Source organism: Brevibacillus gelatini, assembly GCF_050920745.1.
GTDB classification, from domain to species: Bacteria; Bacillota; Bacilli; order Brevibacillales; family Brevibacillaceae; genus Brevibacillus; species Brevibacillus gelatini.
In genome coordinates this window covers 3832627-3851282 of record NZ_CP154342.1, presented here as the reverse complement: position 1 = coordinate 3851282, position 18656 = coordinate 3832627, and the positions used below count along the sequence as shown (strand labels likewise).

General features: G+C 55.4%; 22 protein-coding genes. All 22 read left to right on the top strand.

The genetic code is table 11. The features are described from left to right. Positions 1-77 precede the first annotated feature (77 nt). The 22 genes from AAFJ72_RS18595 (at position 78) to paaC (ending at position 18655) form a co-directional block, all read left to right on the top strand. Positions 78-377, top strand: a complete 300-nt coding sequence (locus AAFJ72_RS18595) for an EthD family reductase (protein WP_122905647.1) — start codon at positions 78-80, stop codon at positions 375-377. 3 nt (positions 378-380) lie between these two features. Continuing rightward, a complete protein-coding gene (locus AAFJ72_RS18590) occupies positions 381-842 on the top strand; it encodes a hotdog fold thioesterase (RefSeq protein ID WP_432775192.1) in 462 nt (153 codons plus the stop codon). Between the two features lie 99 nt (positions 843-941). Further along, positions 942-1331: a PaaI family thioesterase gene (locus AAFJ72_RS18585; protein ID WP_122905645.1), complete on the top strand. Its 390-nt coding sequence runs from the start codon at positions 942-944 to the stop codon at positions 1329-1331. A 41-nt stretch (positions 1332-1372) separates the two neighbouring features. Further along, on the top strand, positions 1373-2155 hold the full coding sequence (locus AAFJ72_RS18580) for an enoyl-CoA hydratase-related protein (RefSeq protein ID WP_432775191.1): 783 nt from the start codon (positions 1373-1375) through the stop codon (positions 2153-2155). 46 nt (positions 2156-2201) lie between these two features. Further along, a complete protein-coding gene (gene paaK, locus AAFJ72_RS18575; protein WP_432775189.1) occupies positions 2202-3530 on the top strand; it encodes a phenylacetate--CoA ligase PaaK in 1329 nt (442 codons plus the stop codon). Between the two features lie 47 nt (positions 3531-3577). Beyond that, positions 3578-4351 (top strand): enoyl-CoA hydratase-related protein, encoded by a 774-nt coding sequence (locus tag AAFJ72_RS18570; RefSeq protein WP_122905643.1) that lies wholly within the window; start codon positions 3578-3580, stop codon positions 4349-4351. A 9-nt stretch (positions 4352-4360) separates the two neighbouring features. After that, entirely contained in the window at positions 4361-5137 is a 777-nt protein-coding gene (locus tag AAFJ72_RS18565; RefSeq protein ID WP_432775187.1) for an enoyl-CoA hydratase-related protein, read from the top strand. 23 nt (positions 5138-5160) lie between these two features. Next, positions 5161-6018: a 3-hydroxyacyl-CoA dehydrogenase family protein gene (locus AAFJ72_RS18560; protein WP_432775186.1), complete on the top strand. Its 858-nt coding sequence runs from the start codon at positions 5161-5163 to the stop codon at positions 6016-6018. Continuing rightward, positions 6002-6757, top strand: coding sequence for a 3-hydroxyacyl-CoA dehydrogenase family protein (locus AAFJ72_RS18555; protein ID WP_432775185.1), 756 nt, complete (start codon positions 6002-6004; stop codon positions 6755-6757). Before AAFJ72_RS18560 ends, AAFJ72_RS18555 begins: the two co-directional genes overlap by 17 nt. Next, complete coding sequence (locus AAFJ72_RS18550; RefSeq protein WP_122905639.1) at positions 6754-7953, top strand: thiolase family protein; 1200 nt, start codon at positions 6754-6756, stop codon at positions 7951-7953. The genes AAFJ72_RS18555 and AAFJ72_RS18550 overlap by 4 nt, the downstream gene beginning before the upstream one ends. Positions 7954-7990: 37 nt before the next feature. Beyond that, on the top strand, positions 7991-9190 hold the full coding sequence (locus AAFJ72_RS18545) for a thiolase family protein (protein ID WP_432775183.1): 1200 nt from the start codon (positions 7991-7993) through the stop codon (positions 9188-9190). Positions 9191-9220: 30 nt separating this feature from the next. Next, positions 9221-9637: a thioesterase family protein gene (locus AAFJ72_RS18540; RefSeq protein ID WP_122905637.1), complete on the top strand. Its 417-nt coding sequence runs from the start codon at positions 9221-9223 to the stop codon at positions 9635-9637. 162 nt (positions 9638-9799) lie between these two features. Beyond that, on the top strand, positions 9800-10627 hold the full coding sequence (gene paaX, locus AAFJ72_RS18535; RefSeq protein WP_122905636.1) for a phenylacetic acid degradation operon negative regulatory protein PaaX: 828 nt from the start codon (positions 9800-9802) through the stop codon (positions 10625-10627). Between the two features lie 135 nt (positions 10628-10762). After that, positions 10763-11641 carry a branched-chain amino acid ABC transporter permease gene (locus AAFJ72_RS18530; protein ID WP_122905635.1) on the top strand — a complete coding sequence of 293 codons (879 nt, stop codon included), beginning with the start codon at positions 10763-10765 and terminating at the stop codon, positions 11639-11641. Next, positions 11642-12670, top strand: a complete 1029-nt coding sequence (locus AAFJ72_RS18525; RefSeq protein WP_432775182.1) for a branched-chain amino acid ABC transporter permease — start codon at positions 11642-11644, stop codon at positions 12668-12670. Then, entirely contained in the window at positions 12667-13434 is a 768-nt protein-coding gene (locus tag AAFJ72_RS18520) for an ABC transporter ATP-binding protein (protein WP_432775180.1), read from the top strand. Before AAFJ72_RS18525 ends, AAFJ72_RS18520 begins: the two co-directional genes overlap by 4 nt. A gap of 11 nt (positions 13435-13445) precedes the next feature. Next, the gene (locus tag AAFJ72_RS18515; RefSeq protein ID WP_432775179.1) at positions 13446-14189 is read left to right on the top strand and encodes an ABC transporter ATP-binding protein; all 744 of its coding nucleotides are present in this window, start codon (positions 13446-13448) and stop codon (positions 14187-14189) included. A gap of 38 nt (positions 14190-14227) precedes the next feature. Continuing rightward, positions 14228-15433: an ABC transporter substrate-binding protein gene (locus AAFJ72_RS18510; RefSeq protein WP_432775177.1), complete on the top strand. Its 1206-nt coding sequence runs from the start codon at positions 14228-14230 to the stop codon at positions 15431-15433. 101 nt (positions 15434-15534) lie between these two features. Continuing rightward, entirely contained in the window at positions 15535-16362 is an 828-nt protein-coding gene (locus tag AAFJ72_RS18505; protein WP_432775176.1) for a methyl-accepting chemotaxis protein, read from the top strand. A gap of 115 nt (positions 16363-16477) precedes the next feature. Then, positions 16478-17446 (top strand): 1,2-phenylacetyl-CoA epoxidase subunit PaaA, encoded by a 969-nt coding sequence (paaA, locus tag AAFJ72_RS18500; protein ID WP_122905629.1) that lies wholly within the window; start codon positions 16478-16480, stop codon positions 17444-17446. A 10-nt stretch (positions 17447-17456) separates the two neighbouring features. Continuing rightward, a complete protein-coding gene (paaB, locus tag AAFJ72_RS18495) occupies positions 17457-17804 on the top strand; it encodes a 1,2-phenylacetyl-CoA epoxidase subunit PaaB (protein ID WP_122905628.1) in 348 nt (115 codons plus the stop codon). Between the two features lie 17 nt (positions 17805-17821). Further along, positions 17822-18655 carry a 1,2-phenylacetyl-CoA epoxidase subunit PaaC gene (gene paaC / locus AAFJ72_RS18490; RefSeq protein WP_432775174.1) on the top strand — a complete coding sequence of 278 codons (834 nt, stop codon included), beginning with the start codon at positions 17822-17824 and terminating at the stop codon, positions 18653-18655. The last annotated feature ends 1 nt before the right edge of the window (position 18656 follow it).

Sequence of the window (18656 nt, the reverse complement as noted above, 5' to 3'; positions counted from 1 at the left end):
AATATGCGTTAAAATAACGTCATATTATTATCTCGTCACATGTTTTGTGAAATAAACGGATGAAAGCAGGGATCGTAATGGTGAAATTGGTGGCAATTTATCGCAAGCCTGAAAATATCGAGGCTTTTGACAAGCACTATTTCGAGGTACACGCTGCACTTGCAGAAAAAATGCCTGGCCTGGTCAAAATGGAAGTGAGCAAAGTGTACGGCACGCCAATGGGCGAATCCGACCTGCACCTGATCGCAGAGATGTATTTTGAAACCAAAGAGGCTCTTTTGGAAGCGTTGTCATCCCCAGAGGGCCGTGCTGCAGGAAAAGACTTGCGCGGATTTGCCGGTCAAGTGGTATCCATGCATTTTGCAGAAGTGGTCTGATCGATGAGCGGAAAAAAGTATATCGACGAGCGAGAATTGCATCGCAAACACTACGACGAAATTTGCGAAAAGCTGAAGCAAGATCAGTTTGCCCAATTTTTGGGCGTCAAGCTGATTGAGCTTGGGGAGGGGACGGCAACAGCGGAAGTGACCGTGGCTGAACACATGCTGAACGCGCACGGGACAGCGCATGGCGCGATCATTTTCTCCCTGGCTGACTTTGTTTTCGCAGCAGCCTGTAATTCCTACGGCAAAACATCCGTGGCTTTGTCCATGAACATCGGATTTTTGGCCGCAGCCATGAAGGGAAGCCGCCTGGTCGCAACTGCAACCGAGGAGAAGAAAAACAACCGCACCGCCTGGTACCGCATCCGTGTAGAAACCGAGCATGGTCTGGTCGCAACACTGGACGCACTGGCGTATCGGAAAAATGAATACTTCATTGCAATCGACGAACCAACATAACCAAATGCGAAAATCCGACAGGGAAAGGAAGCCGAATGCCATACACGCACAAGGCTCCTTTCACTGTTTCATGAGGATACCATACACGGGGGCGAGAAAATGACAGTGGAAATTCGCAATCGATTTAACCACTACCTGGGCATTGAAGTCGTACATCGAGATGAACAGGGCTGCAAGGTAGCGCTGAAAGTTCGCCCTGAACTGTTCAATAGCATCGATGGCGTCGTGCATGGGGGGGTAACGGCGACACTGGCCGACGTGGCAATGGGACATGGAGCCGCTCCTCATGTAGACGGTGTGCAGCAATGTGTCACGGTAGAGAGCAAAATTCAATACTTGTATCCTGCCCGCGGAGAGCTGCTGGAAGCCGAGTCACGCGTTTTGAAGCAGGGGAAAAGCCTGATTATTATGGAAGCGCGCGTGACCTGTGACGGAAAGCTGGTTGCTTTTGCGACAGGAACGTATGCACGAGTCAATCCGAATCGCTAGCGGCAAATGAGGAAATGGCTGCACAAGGAGGACAAAAGAGCATGGAAGAAACCGTTCGCTTTGAACGTGACGGTCACGTGGCCATCATCACGCTGAACCGTCCGGATGAGCTGAATGCCTTGAACTACGATACGCTGCAGCGCCTGGGTGATCTGATCGAGCAGGTACGGCTGGAGTCAAAAGACATTCGCGTCCTGTTGATAAAAGGCGAAGGCCGGGCGTTTTGCGCAGGGGCGGATTTGAAAGAACGCCGCACGTTGAATGAGCAGCAAGTACGCCGCAACGTCCGCAAAATTCGCGATGTTTTCACCGCGCTGGAACGGCTGCCGCAGCCGACAATCGCCATGATTAACGGCTTTGCTTTTGGCGGAGGGTTTGAACTCGCGCTAGCCTGTGATTTCCGCTATGCGGTAGAGGAAGCGAAGATGGGGCTGACTGAGGTGAGTCTCGGGATCATTCCGGGGGCAGGAGGCACACAGCGCTTGTCCCGACTGATCGGCCCTTCCAAGGCGAAAGAGCTGATCTTGACGGCTCGCCGCATTCAGGCGACAGAAGCCAGCCGCTTAGGCATCGTGAATGGAATCGCCGGCAATGGGGAAGAATTGCATGAGTTGGCAATGGGACTGGCCAACGAAATTCTCGCCAATGCGCCGCTCGCCGTCTATCAGGCAAAAGCGGCGATCGACCGCGGCAGCAGCGTCGATTTGCAAACAGGGCTCGATGTGGAAACTATGTGCTACGAGGTTATTATTCCAACAAAAGACCGTCTGGAGGCGCTGGAAGCGTTCCGCGAGAAGCGCAAACCCGTATTCAAGGGAGAGTAGGCAGCAAGCATCTGAAGACATAACGATACGGAATGGGGGAAGCGGCATGATCTTTAATACGGAAATCGAAACGATGTCGAGAGAAAAAATGACTCAGCTCCAGCTGGAGCGCTTGAAGGAAACAGTCGCGCGCGTGTATGAACGAGTGCCGTTTCACAAAAAAGCGTTTGACGAAGCAGGGGTAAAACCGGAGGACATTCAGTCCATCGAGGACATCCGGAAGCTGCCGTTCATGAAAAAAACAGACTTGCGGGAAAATTACCCGTTCAAGCTGTTTGCAGTAGATATGAAGGAAGTCGCCCGTATTCACGGCTCGTCGGGGACAAAAGGCAAACCGACGATTGTCGGCTACACGAAAAAGGACCTGGAAAACTGGGCGGAAATCGTGGCCCGCGCGATCTGCTGTGCTGGCGGCCAGCCGGGAGACATTTTCCACAATGCTTACGGCTACGGCCTGTTCACGGGAGGACTGGGCCTGCATAACGGAATCGAGTATCTCGGCGCAGTAGCGGTTCCTGTGTCCGGCGGCAATACTCCCCGCCAGATCACGCTGATCCAGGACTTCCAGCCGCGCGGGATCGCAGCGACTCCTTCCTACGTGCTCAACATCGTCGAGGAAATGAAAAAGCAAGGGATCAATCCGCGGGAAACGAGCGTCAAATACGGAATTTTCGGGGCAGAACCGTGGTCCGAGGAAATGCGCGTCCAGCTTGAAGAAGCGCTCGATATTAAAGCAGTGGACATTTACGGCTTGAGCGAAGTCATGGGTCCAGGCGTGTCCATCGAATGCCATGAAGCGCAGGATGGCCTGCATATCGCAGAAGACCATTTCTACGCCGAAATTATCGATCCGAAAACAGGCGAAGTGCTGCCGTACGGACAGGAAGGCGAGCTTGTCTTCACCTCTTTGACCAAAGAAGCGTTTCCTGTAATCCGCTATCGCACAGGAGACATTGCTTCGCTCAATCCGGAGCCTTGCAAGTGTGGCCGTACGACCATGCGCATGTCCCGGATCAAAGGTCGCGTAGACGATATGCTGATTATTCGCGGCGTCAATGTGTTCCCGACAGAGATCGAGTCTGTTTTGCTCACCTTCCATCAACTGGCACCGCACTATCAGGTTGTGATTGAACGCGACGGTGCGCTTGATCGGTTCGAGGTGCACTGCGAGCTGACACCAGAGTACGCGAGCGAGATCAGCGGAAACGAAAGCACTGCTTTGTCCCATCTCGTCAAAGAGATTGGCCATATGATTAAAAATACGTTGGGCGTATCCGTTGTGCTGCGCATCCAACCGCCAAATTCCCTGACGCGCAGCGAAGGAAAAGCAATCCGCATCGTAGACAATCGGGGCAAGGCGCAAGCGGCAATTTAACTTGCGAATAGCGGATCGACTACCTGCGAAAAAGGGTGTGAAAACGCATGGCTTATGAATACATCCTGACAGCCAGCGAGGATGGCATCGGAATTATTACGCTAAATCGACCGAAGATTCTTAATGCGCTGAATTTACAATTAGTGGATGAGCTGGTGGCCGAACTGGAGCGGATGGATCGGGACCCGGACATTCGCGTGATCATTTTGACAGGCAATGACAAGGCATTTGCCGCCGGAGCCGACATCAACGAGATGGCCGAGGCGTCCGCAATCGAGATCATGAAGCGGGACCAATTCGCCGTCTGGGACCGGATGTCGCTCATTTCCAAGCCGATTATCGGCGCAGTCAGCGGCTTCGTGCTTGGCGGCGGCTGCGAGCTGATGATGAACTGCGACATCGTCATCGCTTCGGAGACAGCCGTAATCGGCCAGCCGGAGATCAAGCTGGGCGTCATGCCGGGAGCAGGCGGCACACAGCGGCTGACCCGTGCAGTCGGCTTGCGCAAGGCGATGGAAATGCTACTTACAGGAGAGCCAATCTCGGCGAAAGAAGCGCTGCGATACGGGCTGGTCAATCGGGTCGTGCCTGTAGAGGCGTACTTTCAGGAGGCGCGCAAGCTGGCGAAGCAGATTGCCGCGCAGCCGCCGCTCGCCGTGCAGGTGATTAAAAAGGCGGTGCACAAGGCAGACGATTTGCCGCTCGGAGAAGGCATGGATTACGAGCGCAACGGCTTTTATCTGTTGCTTGCAAGCGAGGATCGCAAGGAAGGCATGCAAGCTTTCCTAGAAAAGCGCAAACCCCGGTTTACGGGTAATTAGGAGGCGGCCATGTACGAGACCATTCTTTACGAAGTATCGGAAGGCGTAGCAGTCGTGACCTTGAACCGGCCGGACAAGTTCAACGCCTTTACCGAGCTGATGCACAAGGAAATCATTGCGGCGCTCAAAGACGCGCAAAAGGATGACGCTGTGCGCTGCATTCTCCTGACGGGAGCGGGTCGGGCATTCAATGCCGGACAAGACCTTGGCGAAGTGTCTGGCGGCGAGGTGGACTTTGGCGGATTTTTGCGCAAGCGCTACAATCCGATGATCCTCCAGTTGCAAAAGACGGAGAAGCCGATTGTCGCCGCGGTAAACGGCGTGGCGGCAGGAGCAGGCATGAGCCTGGCGCTCGCCTGCGACATTCGCCTGGCGTCGGAAAAGGCGTCTTTTGTCAACGCATTTGTCAGCATCGGGCTTGTCCCCGACTCGGGCGGCTGCTACTTCCTGCCGCGTATCGTCGGCATCGGCAAGGCGCTGGAGCTGGCGATGACGGGAGAAAAAGTATCGGCAGAGGAAGCGCTGCGCATCGGACTCGTGAACAAGGTGTATCCGGCGGAGAGCTTCATGGAAGAAGCACTGGCCTATGCGCGCAAGCTCGCTGCCCTGCCGACGCGCGGGATTGGCCTCATCAAGCGCACGATGTACAAAGGGCTGGAAATGGGACTGGAAGAGACATTGGAGTACGAGGCCTATGCACAGGAGGTCGCAGGCAGCACAGCGGACCACAAGGAAGGGGTTGCGGCCTTCATGGAAAAGCGCGTTCCCCGATTTATCGGCCGTTAGGAGCGAAGGGAGGCACAAGCCTAGTGAATACGAAAACAGTGGGCGTCATCGGTGCGGGAACGATGGGAGCGGGCATCGCTCTCGTCTGTATCCGCAAAGGACATCAGGTAGTGCTGTTGGACGCCAATCAGGCGGTTTTGGACAAAGCGCTCGCCTATTTGCAATCCATTTTGGGCAAAGACGTGGAAAAAGGCAAAATCAGCGAGCAGGAACGGGCAGAGACACTGGAACGAGCAAAGCTGGTATCGGATATGGAGCAGTTGGCGCAGTGTGATATTGTCATCGAAGCCGTGCCGGAGCGCCTCGACCTGAAAAAAACCATTTTCAGCGAGCTTAGCCGGATTTGCCGGGCGGATGCGCTATTACTCACCAATACTTCCTCCATTTCGATTACGCAAATTGCTGGAGGGCTTCCTCATCCCGAGCGCATTCTCGGGTTTCATTTTTTCAACCCTGCGCCTGTCATGCCGCTGGTAGAAGTCATTCGCGGCAAAAAATCGAGCGAGGAAAATGTGCAGGCAGCCTATCGCTTCGCAACGGAGCTGGGCAAGGTGCCTGTGCTGGTGACAGACACGCCCGGCTTTATCGTCAATCGCATCGCGCGTCCTTACTATAATGAAGCGTTGCGCATTCTGGGCGACCACGTCGCAGAGGTAGAGCAGATCGACCGGATCATGAAGCGCGCGGGCGGGTTCAAAATGGGACCGTTTGAGCTGCAGGACATGATCGGCATCGACATCAATTTTGCCACAACCGAATCGGTGTATATCGACTTCTTCCATGAAGGACGATTCAAGCCCAGCCGGATTCAGCAGCGGATGGTTCAAGCCGGCAGTCTGGGCAGAAAGACGGGGGAAGGCTTCTATGAATATGACAAATAAGGCGGTCGTGCTCGCGGGCACAAGCCCGCTTTTTGCAGAGCTTCACCAGCTTTTTACAGAAAAAGGATACCAGGTGCTCTCTGTAGCGGACGCTGTGGCAGACCCTGCGGCGGTTTCGCTTGCGGTTGAGGTCAATAGCCTCGATTTGCAGCAAAAGGGAGAGCAGGTTCGCGCGCTGGACAGCCTGCTTGCCCCGTCAGTGCCGATCATTACGACCACGCTTGCCATTACAGCAACAGAGGTGGCTTCCTGGACGCAGCATCCCGAGCGGGTGTGCGGGTTCGGGACACTCGTGCCGCTGGTGGAGCGGGAGCTGATCGAGATCGCGCCTGCCCTGCAAACAGCGCCAGAGACGCTTCAATCGACAGAAGTCTTTTTCCAGTCGCTCGGCAAAGAGACGGAAACTGTTACGGACGAAGTAGGGTTGGTTTTCCCGCGCATTCTCTCCCTGATTATTAACGAGGCGGCGTTCACGCTGATGGAAAAAGCGGCGACAGCCAGCGATATCGACATCGCGATGAAAAAAGGCACCAACTACCCGTATGGACCGCTGGAATGGGCGGACCGCATCGGGCTGGACGAAATTTTTGCCATTATTCGAGGCTTGCAGCGCGACCTGGGAGAGGAGCGTTACCGCCCGGCGCCGCTGCTCCGAAAGCTGGTGCTGGCAGGACGTCTCGGCGTGCGTAGCGGGCAAGGCTTTTACACCTATGAGGAAAAGGCAGGTGTGAAGGCATGACGATGAAAAAAAACGACGTATACGTGACGGCTGCCGTGCGTACGCCAATCGGCAAGCTGGGAGGCAGTCTGAAAAATACCCCCATTGATGACCTGACAGCGATTGTGCTGAACGGCGCATTGGCGCAGGCAGGACAAAGCGGCGATGCCGTTGACGGCGTCATTATGGGCAATGTCATCTCGGCGGGACCGTTTATCAATATTGCCCGTGTAGGTCTGCTCAAGGCAGGGCTGCCCGAGACAGTGCCAGGGCTGACGGTGAACCGGGTGTGCGCGTCCGGGCTGGAAGCGGTCAATCTCGCTGCCCAGTCCATCCAGGCAGGACACAGCCAGGTTATGCTCGCAGGCGGGGTAGAAAATTTGACCCGTTCCCCGTACATCATGGAAAAATTCGAGCAGCCGTACCAGCGCGGCAACCAGACGCTGATGGAATCGTTTGGCGGGCCGCGCTCTGCGCCTGTGTCGCTTTACGGCGATCTGACCATGGGCGATACCGCAGAAAATGTGGCGGAGCAGTTTGGCATCAGCCGCGAGGAACAGGACCTGTTTGCAGCCGAAAGCCAGCGCCGCGCGATAGCGGCCATAGACGCCGGACTGTTCAAGGACGAGATCATTCCCGTACTTTTGCGCGGGAAAAAAGGGGAAGAAACGCTGTTTGACACGGATGAGTTTCCGCGCCGCGACTCCACGATTGAGTCGCTGGCCAAGCTGCGTCCTGCCTTCCGCAAAAACGGCAGCGTGACCGCAGGCAACTCCTCGGGGATCAACGATGGCGCGGCGGCTCTTTTGCTCATGAACGAAGAAATGGTAAAGCGGACAGGAGTCACTCCGCTCGGGCGAATCGTGCATTTTGCCTGTGCCGGAGTCGATCCGCGCATCATGGGCATAGGACCAGTCGCCGCCATCCGCAAGCTGCTTTCCGAAGTCAGCATGACGGTAGACGACATCGACCTGTTCGAGCTGAACGAAGCGTTTGCCTCCCAGTCGATCGCCTGCATGCGCGAGCTGGGGCTTGATCCAAAAAAGACGAATGTAAACGGCGGAGCAATCGCTTTGGGCCATCCGCTCGGCATGAGCGGCGCACGGCTGGCAGGCACGATTCTGTACGAGCTGCGCCGCCGTCAGAAAAAATACGGTATCGTCTCGCTGTGCATCGGCGGCGGCCAAGGGCTGGCCACGCTCGTAGAGGCGTTGTAGCGTAAAGACAAGTCCTACTGCATTGGAGGAGTGGAAGATGAAAAACGCTGTCATTATCGATGCTGTGCGGACGCCAATCGGACGGATTGGCGGTGCGTTGAAAGAGGTGCGCCCGGATGATCTGGGGGCATTGGTCATTCAAAAGCTGCTGGAACGAAACGACATAGACCCCAAGACGATAGATGACGTCATCATGGGCTGCGCCAACCAGGCAGGCGAAGACAACCGCAATGTGGCGCGCATGTCTTTGCTGCTGGCGGGCGTGCCTGTCGAAGTGCCGGGCGTGACGGTCAACCGCTTGTGCGGCTCCGGTCTGGAAGCTGTCAATCAGAGTGCCAATGCGATCAAGGCCGGCGCAGGTCAGGTGTACATCGCAGGCGGGCTGGAGAGCATGACGCGCGCTCCGCTTGTGATGATGAAGCCAGGGAACGCTTTTCAGCGCGGCAACCAGCAACTGGTCGACACAACGCTCGGCTGGCGGCTGGTCAACGATAAAATGAAAGAGCTGTACCCGCCGATCAGCCTTGGGGAGACGGCGGAGAAGGTCGCGGAGCAGTACGGCATCAGCCGCGAAGCACAGGATGAGTTCGCGCTGCGCAGCCAGCAAAACTACGCCCGCGCCCTCGCAGAAGGAAAATGGGCGCAGGAGATCGTTCCGGTCGAACTGAAAGGACGCAAAGGGGATGTGACGTTGTTTGACCGCGACGAACATCCGCGTCCGGAGACGACGATGGAACAACTGCAAAAGCTGAAGCCCGCTTTTCAGGCAAATGGCACGGTTACTGCCGGCAATTCCAGCGGCTTGAATGACGGGGCAAGCGCTCTGCTCGTCATGGAGCAGGAGGCAGCTTTGGCAGCCGGGTTGAAGCCGCGTGCGCGCATCGTCGCGTCCGCAGTGGCAGGGGTCGATCCGTCCGTCATGGGCATTGGCCCTGTTCCCGCAACTCGCAAGGCGCTGAAACAGGCGGGCCTGACACTAGAACAAATCGAACTGTTCGAATTCAACGAAGCGTTTGCCGCCCAGGCAGTAGCCTGCGTGCGCGAGCTGGGCGTCAACCCGGACCTGGTCAACGTCAACGGCGGAGCGATTGCGCTGGGCCATCCGCTCGGGGCAAGCGGCGCGCGTATCCTCACGACGCTGCTGTACGAGATGGAGCGCCGTGAAGCCCGTTACGGCCTGGCTGCGATGTGCATCGGGGTGGGCCAGGGAATTGCCACCATTATTGAGCGCGTATAGGCTTTTGCGGGAGACGGGAGGCGAACGTGCGTGAAGGAAGGATTGCAACCGGGGACGACTGCCGAGTTTACGGTGGTCGTCACCGAAGACATGCTGCCCAGGTTTGAAGGCGAGGTCGTGCATCCGGTCATGTCGACTGTCAGCATGATCTACTACATGGAGTGGGCAGGACGCCAGGTGATTTTGCCTTATTTGGAAGAGGACGAGGAAGGCTCCGGCTTCGCTGTGGACATCCGTCATGTCGGACCCGCAGTAGTCGGCCAGACAGTGACGTTCAGGGCTGTTTGCCAGGAAGTGACAAAAAAACGGGTGGTGTGCGAGGTGACAGCGGACACCGCTCGCAATCGCGTCGGGGTCGGAACGTTTACCCAGGCGATCTTCAACAAGCACGAAATCAGACGGCGGTTTGAGGCGTTGCAAGCGGAGATTGGCGCGGAAAATAAATAGTACAGAATAAATTGACTATTTCAAAATGTTCTAATATAATTACGTTACCAAAACGTAATATAATTTTACCGTCATACTCTCGATCGGTTCACGCACTTGCTAGAGAATATGGTACAATTTCACAGCGAATAGGTATGAATCGATCTGGGGGTTGAAGAAAACGTGAAGCCACAATCCATGCTTTTTACGATCTACGGAGAATATGTCCGACATTACGGAAGCGAAATCTGGATCGGTAGTCTGACACGGCTCATGGGAGAGTTCGGACTGTCCGAGCCTGCTGTTCGCGCAGCGATCTCCCGGATGCTTCGCCAGGGCTGGCTGGAGTCGAGAAAAGTAGGCAACAAGAGCTATTACTCGGTATCGGAGCGTGGGAAAAAACGGCTGGAGGAAGCAGCGGCCCGCATTTATAAAGTCGAGACAGATGTTTGGGACGGCAAGTGGTGCATTGCCAGCTACAACATACCGGAGGAGCGCCGCGCTCTGCGGGACCAACTGCGCAAGGAACTGGGCTGGATGGGCTTCGGGATGCTGACGACGAGCACGTGGATCAGCCCCAACAACCTGGCAGACCGGGTGAAAGAGCTGACCGAGGCGCACGGGATCACGGAGCACGTGGAAATTTTCAGCGCAGAGCATCTGGGCTGGAGCGATCCCAAGCAACTGGTGCAAAAATGCTGGAACATTGATGAGATCAACGCGAAGTACAAGGAATTCATCGACACGTACCGCGAGCAGTTCGAGCAGCTGTCGGCGAAGATTCATAGCGGCGAGGGAGTTGCGGACAGCCATTGCTTTGTGGAAAAGACCAAGCTTGTCCACGAGTACCGCAAATTTTTGTTTATCGACCCGGACCTGCCGCAAGAACTGCTGCCAGCGCTGTGGCTAGGCAAAGAAGCCGATCAATTGTTCCAAAACTACTATAAACTTTTGAATCCAGGGGCAGTTCGATTCTTCGAGACGGTGTATGAAGCTGCACCCGTCCTTTAAGCGATTGCTACGAAGAAAGCGCCCTAGTGACCTGCTAGGGCATTTCTTCTGCAATATGTTTTCCAATTAGTAAAATGTAAGCGTTTTAGATGGTAGGTAGGGTTGGACGCGAAACAAAGGGGGTACAGCACGAATATGACGGAACTGTTACAGTATGTCGCAAACGGCCTGGTCAGTGGCGGTATTTATGCGATTGTCGCGGTCGGATTCATCACGATTTACAACGTGAGCAAGGTCATCAATCTCGCACAGGGAGAATTTTTGATGCTGGGCGGCATGGTGACAGTTGCCTTGATCGGGATGAATCTGCCGTACGGACTTGCAGCGCTGCTCGCCATCTTGGCAGTGACAGTAATCGGTATCATCATGCAGAAGTATATTATCGCGTATGTGAAAAAAGCTAATCCAATTAGTTTGATAATTTTGACAATTGGCATTTCCACCTTGATACGAGGTATCGCCAGCTTTATTTGGGGAAAGGACGCTTTTTCGCTCGCACCGATCACAACAAACGAGCCAATCTCATTCGGTGGTGTGACGATCGCGACGCAAAGCGTGTGGATTTTGGCTGCTGTCCTTATCGTTTTGTTGCTTCTCTGGTACTTGATGGAAAAGACGATTCTAGGGAAAAAAATCAACGCCTGTTCGATCAATCCGATGGCGGCGCGCCTGATGGGGATTTCTCCCACGAAGATGAGCATGCTCGCCTTTGCCATCAGCGGGGCCACCGGAGCGATTGCAGGGATCGTGATTGCGCCGCTTAACGTGACCTCCTACGACATCGGTGTGCTGCTCGGAATCAAAGGATTTTCCGCAGCCATTCTGGGCGGTCTGGGCAATCCGCTCGGCGCAGCGGTTGCCGCCTTTTTGCTCGGGATCGTCGAGTCGCTCGGAGCAGGATACGTCAGCTCCGGCATGAAGGACGCAATTGCGTTTCTCGTCTTGATTGGCATGCTGCTGGTGAAGCCATCCGGCCTCTTTGGAGAACGCAGTGTAGGAAAAGGAGGGCTGTAGATGAAGCAGTTGTTGGAGAAATGGGGAAAAGGCATCGGCATTTATCTCGCCTTGATGATTGTGTTCCCGTTCGTGATGCCGGATGAGTATTACCGCTCGGTCGGGATTATTATCGGGCTGCATGCCATCGTGACCATCGGGCTGTGCCTGTTGATGGGGCTTGCCGGACAGATTTCGCTCGGACAAGCAGCCTTCTGGGGACTCGGCGCCTACACGTCCGCTGTCCTGACGACGAAGTACGGGCTGTCGCCGTTCGTCGGCCTCGTCGCCTCGGCAATCGTTCCCGGCCTGTTCGCTTTCCTGCTCGGCAGGGCAATCGCCGGACTGCAAGGCTACTATCTCGCCATGGCGACCTTGGCCTTCGGCTACATCGTCCAGATTGGCATTACCGAATGGGAGCCGGTTACTGGCGGGGCAAGCGGGATGATTAGCATTCCGCAGGTGCCGTTCTTCGGCGACAGCGAGCTGTCCATGTACTATCTGATCTGGGCGCTCGTCACCTGTGTGCTGCTGTTTTCACTCAACCTCATGCATTCGCGGGTCGGCAGAGCTTTTCGGGCAATTCACAAAAGCGAGATTGCCGCTACCTCGATGGGCGTTGACGTGCGCAAGTTCAAGCTGAACGCCTTCGTGGTCAGCGGGATGTTCGCCGGAATTTCCGGAGGCCTGTACGCCCACTACATGGGGATTCTCGATCCGCAGCCTTTTGGACTGCACGAATCAATCAAGTTTCTCACGATGGTCGTCATCGGGGGGATGACGAGCATTTGGGGCGCGTTGATCGGGACTGTACTGATCGGTTTTATCAGCGAAGGATTGATTCTGCTCAGCGAAGTCATTCCAGGCTTGCAAGGCGACGTCGATACGATTGTCTTCGGCGGCATCCTCGTTTTGATCGTCATGTTTATGCCGGAGGGGCTTGTGCCGCGTATCCGTTCCGCCTATGAAAAAGCGCAGGCCAAAAAGGCAAAAGAAACAGCCGCGAAGACGCAGTCTGGCGAGCGGGTAGAAAGGAAGGCGGCAACATGACTACTTTGCTGGAAGTGCAAGAGCTGTCCCGCGACTTTGGCGGAGTACGAGCAGTCAACCAGGTGAATTTTCAGGTGCAGGAAGGCGAGATTCTGGCGCTGATCGGCCCGAACGGCGCGGGGAAAAGCACCGTGCTGAACATGGTGTCGGGTGTCATTCCGCCCTCCGAAGGCGAGATTCGCTTCCAGGGCAGGCCGATGGCGCGGGTACCCGGCTACGAATATGCCGGATTGGGAATTACCCGTACCTTTCAAAACCTCCAGACGTTTGACGATATGACCGTACTGGAAAACGTCATGGTGGGGATGCATACGAAGACGCGCGCAAGCCTGTTCGCGTGCGGCATGAGCCTGGGCAGCGCGAAAAGAGAAGAAAAAATGATGGAACAAAAAGCGCACGCCTGGCTCGGACTTGTCGGGCTGGCGGCGGAATCCCGGCAGCTCGCGGGAAGCCTGCCGTACGGAAAGCTGAGGCTGATGGAGATTGCGAGAGCGATGGTCGCGGAGCCGAAGCTGCTTTTGCTCGACGAGCCGGCAGCAGGCTTGAACCATACAGAGACAGCGGAGATGAGCCGGATGTTTTGCGATATTCGCGACAGCGGCACGGCGATTTTGCTGGTAGAGCATGACATGGACATGATTATGACGATTGCAGACCGCATCGTCGTCCTCGATCAGGGGACGAAAATTGCGGAAGGAACCCCGCGCGAAATCCAGGAGAACCCGCGCGTCATTGCGGCCTATTTGGGAACGGAAGAAGAGTAGGGGGAAGACAGATGGAGAAAGCGATTTTGAAAGTGGACAACATCACGGCTCGCTACGGTCCCGTAGAAGTGCTGCACGGCATTACGATGCAGGTCAACGAAGGGGAGATCGTCTCGCTGCTCGGCGCAAACGGCGCAGGCAAAACGACGCTGCTGAACTGCATCTGCGGGCTGCACAGCGCGAAGCAAGGAAAAATCTGGTTCCGCGACACAGACATTACGGGGATTCCGGCTGAGCTTGTGGTGTCGCGCGGGATGGCGCACGTGCCGGAGCGCAGGCAAATTTTTTCCACGCTGACCGTAGAGGACAACTTGTGGCTCGGCGCTTCTCACCGCATGCCGAAGACGAGCAAAAAAGAAATCGCCAAAGAAATGCAGACTGTTTACGAGCGCTTTCCGATTCTGGCGGAGCGGAAGTGGCAACTGGGGGGAACGCTTTCAGGAGGGCAGCAGCAAATGCTCGCAATCGGCCGGGCGCTTTTGTCCAGACCGCAACTGTTGCTGCTGGACGAGCCGTCGCTTGGCCTCGCTCCGCTGATTGCCAAGGAAATTTTGACGATTGTGCAGGAGATTCGCTCCCAATGGGGCACGACGGTGTTGCTGGTCGAGCAAAACGCTCGCGCTGCGCTGGCCATCTCCGACAGGGCCTACGTCCTGAGTACGGGAGAGGTCATGCTGGAAGGGACCGCCGAAGAGATCAGCAACGATCCGCGAGTGCAATCCGCTTATTTGGGTCATTCCCACAAAGCGGTTTGACATTATAAAGAAGACAGAAAATCGAAGGGGGCTTTACGATGAAAAAACGAATCGTCAGCAAGTGGCTGTATCCGGTTGCGATTGCTTCTCTTGTCATGCTCAGTGCCTGTGGCGGCGGCGGGCAGCAAGCGCAGCCATCCGGCGGCGAGCAGCCTGCAGCGACAGGGGCAGAGAGCAAAGAACCGATCAAGGTAGGGGCGATTTTCTCCCTCACTGGCCCGAACAGCCCGCTCGGTGTACCGGAAAAGCAGGCGGTTGAGCTGCTGGTCAAGGAAATCAACGGATCCGGCGGTGTGGATGGTCGTCCGCTGGAAGTGGTGTTCGAAGACGACAAGTCGGATAACACCGAAGCGGTCAAAGCGATCAAAAAGCTTGTTTCCAAAGAAAAAGTAGTCGCTGTGCTCGGTTCGTCGGGCACCGGTCCTTCCCTGGGGATGGCGGAGTTTGCCGCAGCCGAGAAGCTGCCGATGATCTCGATGGCAGCAGCCGACCAGATTACCAACCCTGTGCGTGCGGGCATTTTCAAAACACCGCATACCGATGTGCATGGCACAAAGCGCGTGTTTAAATATCTGAAAGAAAAAGGCATTACGAAAATCGCCATGCTCAACGACAGCAACCCTTACGGAAGCGGCTGGACAACCCAACTGAAAAAGTATGCGCCGGAGTACGGCATTACAGTTGTGGCCGAAGAGAAGTACGGCACGAAGGACCCGTCCATGAGCTCCCAGTTGACCAAGATCAAGGGCACGGATGCACAGGTGCTGATCGTGGCAGGTACCAACCCTGGACCGGCGACGATTGTAAAAGAAGCGAAGCAGTTGAACCTTGGCATTCCGATCATCAGCAGCCACGGCTCGGCGAACAGCAAGTTTCTTGAGCTGGTTGGCGATGCGGGCGAAGGCGTCCTGATGGTAGCGGGCAAGCTGCTGGTGCCAGATCAGATCGACGCGAACGATCCGCAAGCGGCTATCATCAAAAAATTCTCGGAAGGCTACAAGGCGGCGTACAACGAGCTGCCGGACGGCTTTGCCGGATACGGCTACGACGGCTTGAACCTGCTCGTGGAAGGCTTGAAGCAGGCGGGCGGCGATGCTTCCAAGCTCGGTGAAGTTTTGGAAAAAGTGAACTACGTGGGTGTTACAGGGGAGTTTACCTTCTCTGCTGACGATCACAACGGCTTGACGGAAGACAGCATGATTATGGTCGAAGTGAAAGATGGCAAGTTCCAGATTTTGAAATAACAAAATTGATGAAACAGTAGGCGACGATGGCTGTTCTTTCCGCAGATGTGACAGTTGCGGGGGGAATAGCCGTTTTCGTCCCCGGCGAGGAGGGATAGACGATGTCTCAGCTCTTAAACAGCTTGCTTGCGGTCGCGCCCATTTTGCAAAAAGCGTTTTTGTTTGATTGCATGGTCGGGGTTACGGACCGGGAAAAGTTTCTCGCCTACTATCCGGCAAAGGGGCTGAATCTGGGGATCAAAATAGGCGACCCGCTGCGCCCCGGCAGCATCAATGCGACAGCCATCGCCGAAAACAAGCGGGTCGTGAAAAAAATCTCCAAAGAAATTTACGGCATTCCCTATATAGCAGTCGGCTATCCGATTGTCGAAAACGGACAAGTGGTGGGCTGCCTGGCAACAGGGGTGACTACCGACCAGGAAGACCGTTTGCGCAGCCTGGCGGAAAATTTGACGGAAGCGCTGGAAAACATTGCGGCACATACGGAAAGCCTGGCCAAAGACGCAGACCATCTGGCGCAGGCCAGCCACACCTTAAGCGACGCAGCCAGCCAGATGGGTGTGAAAATCGCAGAGACGACGCAAATCAACAAGCTGATTCGCAACATTTCCACCCGTTCCAACGTGCTCGGCCTGAATGCCGTGCTGGAAGCTGCGCGGGCCGGAGCGGCAGGGCGCGGATTTTCCGTCGTGGCAGAAGAGATTCGCCAGCTTTCGCAGACGACCTCATCATCGGCAAAGGATATTTTTCGCATTTTGGATGAGATGAACGCTCTGGTCGGTACGGTGTCTGTCGAGATGGAAAAGACGCTGAATCACAGCCTGCATCAGTCGACGCGCATACAGGAGCTGGATGCGGTCATGCAGGAGCTGCGGCATATGGCAGAGCAGCTGAAGAAGGCAGCCGTGCTATCCGGGCGGCAGGAATAAGCGGGTTCGGGCCGGAAGCGTATTGCAAAAACGTATGACGTTATGTTATTATTACGTTATAAAAACGTAGTATGATTTTATCATAATGGACAACAAGTTAAAGGAGGTTTTCTCCATGCAAACACAGTTGGAACGTTCGAATCTGACGGAAAACGAAAAAATGGAAGCGTTTTTAGCGAGAATCGATCGTGGGGAAAAGATCGAAGCGGACGACTGGATGCCGGACGATTACCGGAACCAACTGATTAAGCTGATTTCGATGCACGGGATCAGTGAGATCATGGGCGCTTTGCCGGAAAAGGAATGGGTTCCAAAGGCACCGACATTGCGCCGCAAGCTGGCGATCATGGCCAAGGTGCAGGACGAGATGGGGCACGGACAGCTTTTGCTGCGCGTAGCAGAAGATTTGCTTGCACCGCTCGGCAAGACGCGCGAAGACTTGATGCAAGATTTGTTTGCGAAAAGACTGAAATTTCACAATGTATTTCACATGGAAGCGCCGACATGGGCAGATGCCGGGGTGATCGGCTGGCTGGTCGACGGAGCCGCGATCATTACGCAATCCATGTCGCTCGATACATCGTATGCGCCGTATGCGCGGGCTTTGCACCGCATCTGTGCCGAGGAAAAATTCCATGCGCAGCATGGCGAGAGCATCGTTCTGGAGCTGGCAGAAGGTACGGAGGAACAGCGTAAGATGCTGCAGGAAGCGATTACGCGCTGGTGGCCATCGCTGCTGATGTTTTTCGGACCGCCGGAGAACGGCACGATCACGAGCAACCAATCGACCAACATGCGCTACAAGATTCGCACGCAGACCAACGAAGAGCTGCGGCAGGCATTTTTGAAAAAGTATTTGCCGCGCATTTTCCACCTGGGCTTCACCGTTCCGGACGATACGATCTACTTCGACGAAGCAAAAGATCAGTGGGTGTACCAGCAGCCTGACTGGGAAGCGTTCAAAGAGATCGTCAAAGGCAACGGCCCTCGCTCTGCTCATCGTCTGAACCTTCGGGAAACATCGTATACAGAAACAAAATGGGTGCGCGACGCGATCATGGCGTACGGCCGCCACGTAGGGTAGGTGAATGGATATGAACAAAGAGACAGAAGCCAATAACAACTTTTTCATCTATGAGGTATTCAGCCAAAAAAGCGTAAACGCTTCGTTTGTCCACCAGTTCAGCCTCCTGGCTCCGAACAAGGAAGTGGCCCTGGCGATGGCGCGAGAGAACTTCCTGCGCCGAGAGAGTTGTTTTAATATCTGGGTGGTCAAGCGGGATGACATTTACAGCTTGTCGCCGGAGGAACGCCCGTTTCTGGAGCGGATCGACAACAAGAGCTACCGGGAGACGAAAGGCTACGGGGATTTGCAGGCGAGATGGCGCTATCATCGGGAGCAGTACGAAGCAAAACAAAAGCAAGCAGAAAGTGGCAGCTAAGCAGGGGGGATACAATCATGGGCGACTTTTCACGGGTAGAAACAGTAGAAGCGGCAAAGCAAAACCACGAATACACGCAAGCCTTGACTGACCTGTTGTTCCAACTGGCTGACGACGATTTCATTCTCGCCTACCGGGGCTCGGAATGGCTCGGGCTTGCCCCGCATATCGAAGAGGACGTCGCGTTTTCTTCCATGTCGCAGGATATGATGGGCCATGCCGTGATGTTTTACGAAATGCTGGAGCAGCTTGGCGTGGGCAAGGCAGACGACCTCGCGCAGCTTCGCGCCGCAGATGCGTTCCGCAATGCGATTCTGGTCGAGCGCAAAAACGGGGAAGGCGACTACAACAACGATCCTCACTACGACTGGGCGTATGCAATCGTTCGCAGCTACGTGTACGGCTTGCACAAGCAAGTGCGCCTGGAGGCTTTGCTCCAATCCTCCTACGTGCCGCTTACACTGGTCAGCCGCAAAATGCTGACGGAGCATCGCTACCATCTGATGCACTGGCAAGTATGGCTGAAACAGCTTGCGAACAGCACGCCTGAAGCGCGGCAAAGGCTGGAAGTGGCGATTGAAAAAGTTTGGAAGGATGCGGGAGAGCTTAGCCAGCTTGGCCCGAACGCCGACAGCATCGCCCGCTACGGCTTGATTGCTGCCGAGGACGAGCTGAAACAGAAGTGGCTCACACTTGCGCAGGAAAATTTCGAAAAAGTGGGACTTGTCTGGCCGGGAGAGCCTGGAGTACCAGCGGAGCGCGGCCGTCATGGCCAGCATACGGCTGAGCTTGTACAGGCTCTGGCTACCTTGTCGGAAGTGTATCGCATCGACCCGGCTGCGAGCTGGTAAA

Bases quoted from the DNA above. Each gene is read 5' to 3' on its own strand.
- AAFJ72_RS18595 (WP_122905647.1), top strand. From the start codon at position 78: ATGGTGAAATTGGTGGCAATTTATCGCAAGCCTGAAAATATCGAGGCT.
- AAFJ72_RS18590 (WP_432775192.1), top strand. From the start codon at position 381: ATGAGCGGAAAAAAGTATATCGACGAGCGAGAATTGCATCGCAAACAC.
- AAFJ72_RS18585 (WP_122905645.1), top strand. From the start codon at position 942: ATGACAGTGGAAATTCGCAATCGATTTAACCACTACCTGGGCATTGAA.
- AAFJ72_RS18580 (WP_432775191.1), top strand. From the start codon at position 1,373: ATGGAAGAAACCGTTCGCTTTGAACGTGACGGTCACGTGGCCATCATC.
- paaK (WP_432775189.1), top strand. From the start codon at position 2,202: ATGATCTTTAATACGGAAATCGAAACGATGTCGAGAGAAAAAATGACT.
- AAFJ72_RS18570 (WP_122905643.1), top strand. From the start codon at position 3,578: ATGGCTTATGAATACATCCTGACAGCCAGCGAGGATGGCATCGGAATT.
- AAFJ72_RS18565 (WP_432775187.1), top strand. From the start codon at position 4,361: ATGTACGAGACCATTCTTTACGAAGTATCGGAAGGCGTAGCAGTCGTG.
- AAFJ72_RS18555 (WP_432775185.1), top strand. From the start codon at position 6,002: ATGAATATGACAAATAAGGCGGTCGTGCTCGCGGGCACAAGCCCGCTT.
- AAFJ72_RS18550 (WP_122905639.1), top strand. From the start codon at position 6,754: ATGACGATGAAAAAAAACGACGTATACGTGACGGCTGCCGTGCGTACG.
- AAFJ72_RS18545 (WP_432775183.1), top strand. From the start codon at position 7,991: ATGAAAAACGCTGTCATTATCGATGCTGTGCGGACGCCAATCGGACGG.
- AAFJ72_RS18530 (WP_122905635.1), top strand. From the start codon at position 10,763: ATGACGGAACTGTTACAGTATGTCGCAAACGGCCTGGTCAGTGGCGGT.
- AAFJ72_RS18525 (WP_432775182.1), top strand. From the start codon at position 11,642: ATGAAGCAGTTGTTGGAGAAATGGGGAAAAGGCATCGGCATTTATCTC.
- AAFJ72_RS18520 (WP_432775180.1), top strand. From the start codon at position 12,667: ATGACTACTTTGCTGGAAGTGCAAGAGCTGTCCCGCGACTTTGGCGGA.
- AAFJ72_RS18515 (WP_432775179.1), top strand. From the start codon at position 13,446: ATGGAGAAAGCGATTTTGAAAGTGGACAACATCACGGCTCGCTACGGT.
- AAFJ72_RS18510 (WP_432775177.1), top strand. From the start codon at position 14,228: ATGAAAAAACGAATCGTCAGCAAGTGGCTGTATCCGGTTGCGATTGCT.
- AAFJ72_RS18505 (WP_432775176.1), top strand. From the start codon at position 15,535: ATGTCTCAGCTCTTAAACAGCTTGCTTGCGGTCGCGCCCATTTTGCAA.
- paaA (WP_122905629.1), top strand. From the start codon at position 16,478: ATGCAAACACAGTTGGAACGTTCGAATCTGACGGAAAACGAAAAAATG.
- paaB (WP_122905628.1), top strand. From the start codon at position 17,457: ATGAACAAAGAGACAGAAGCCAATAACAACTTTTTCATCTATGAGGTA.
- paaC (WP_432775174.1), top strand. From the start codon at position 17,822: ATGGGCGACTTTTCACGGGTAGAAACAGTAGAAGCGGCAAAGCAAAAC.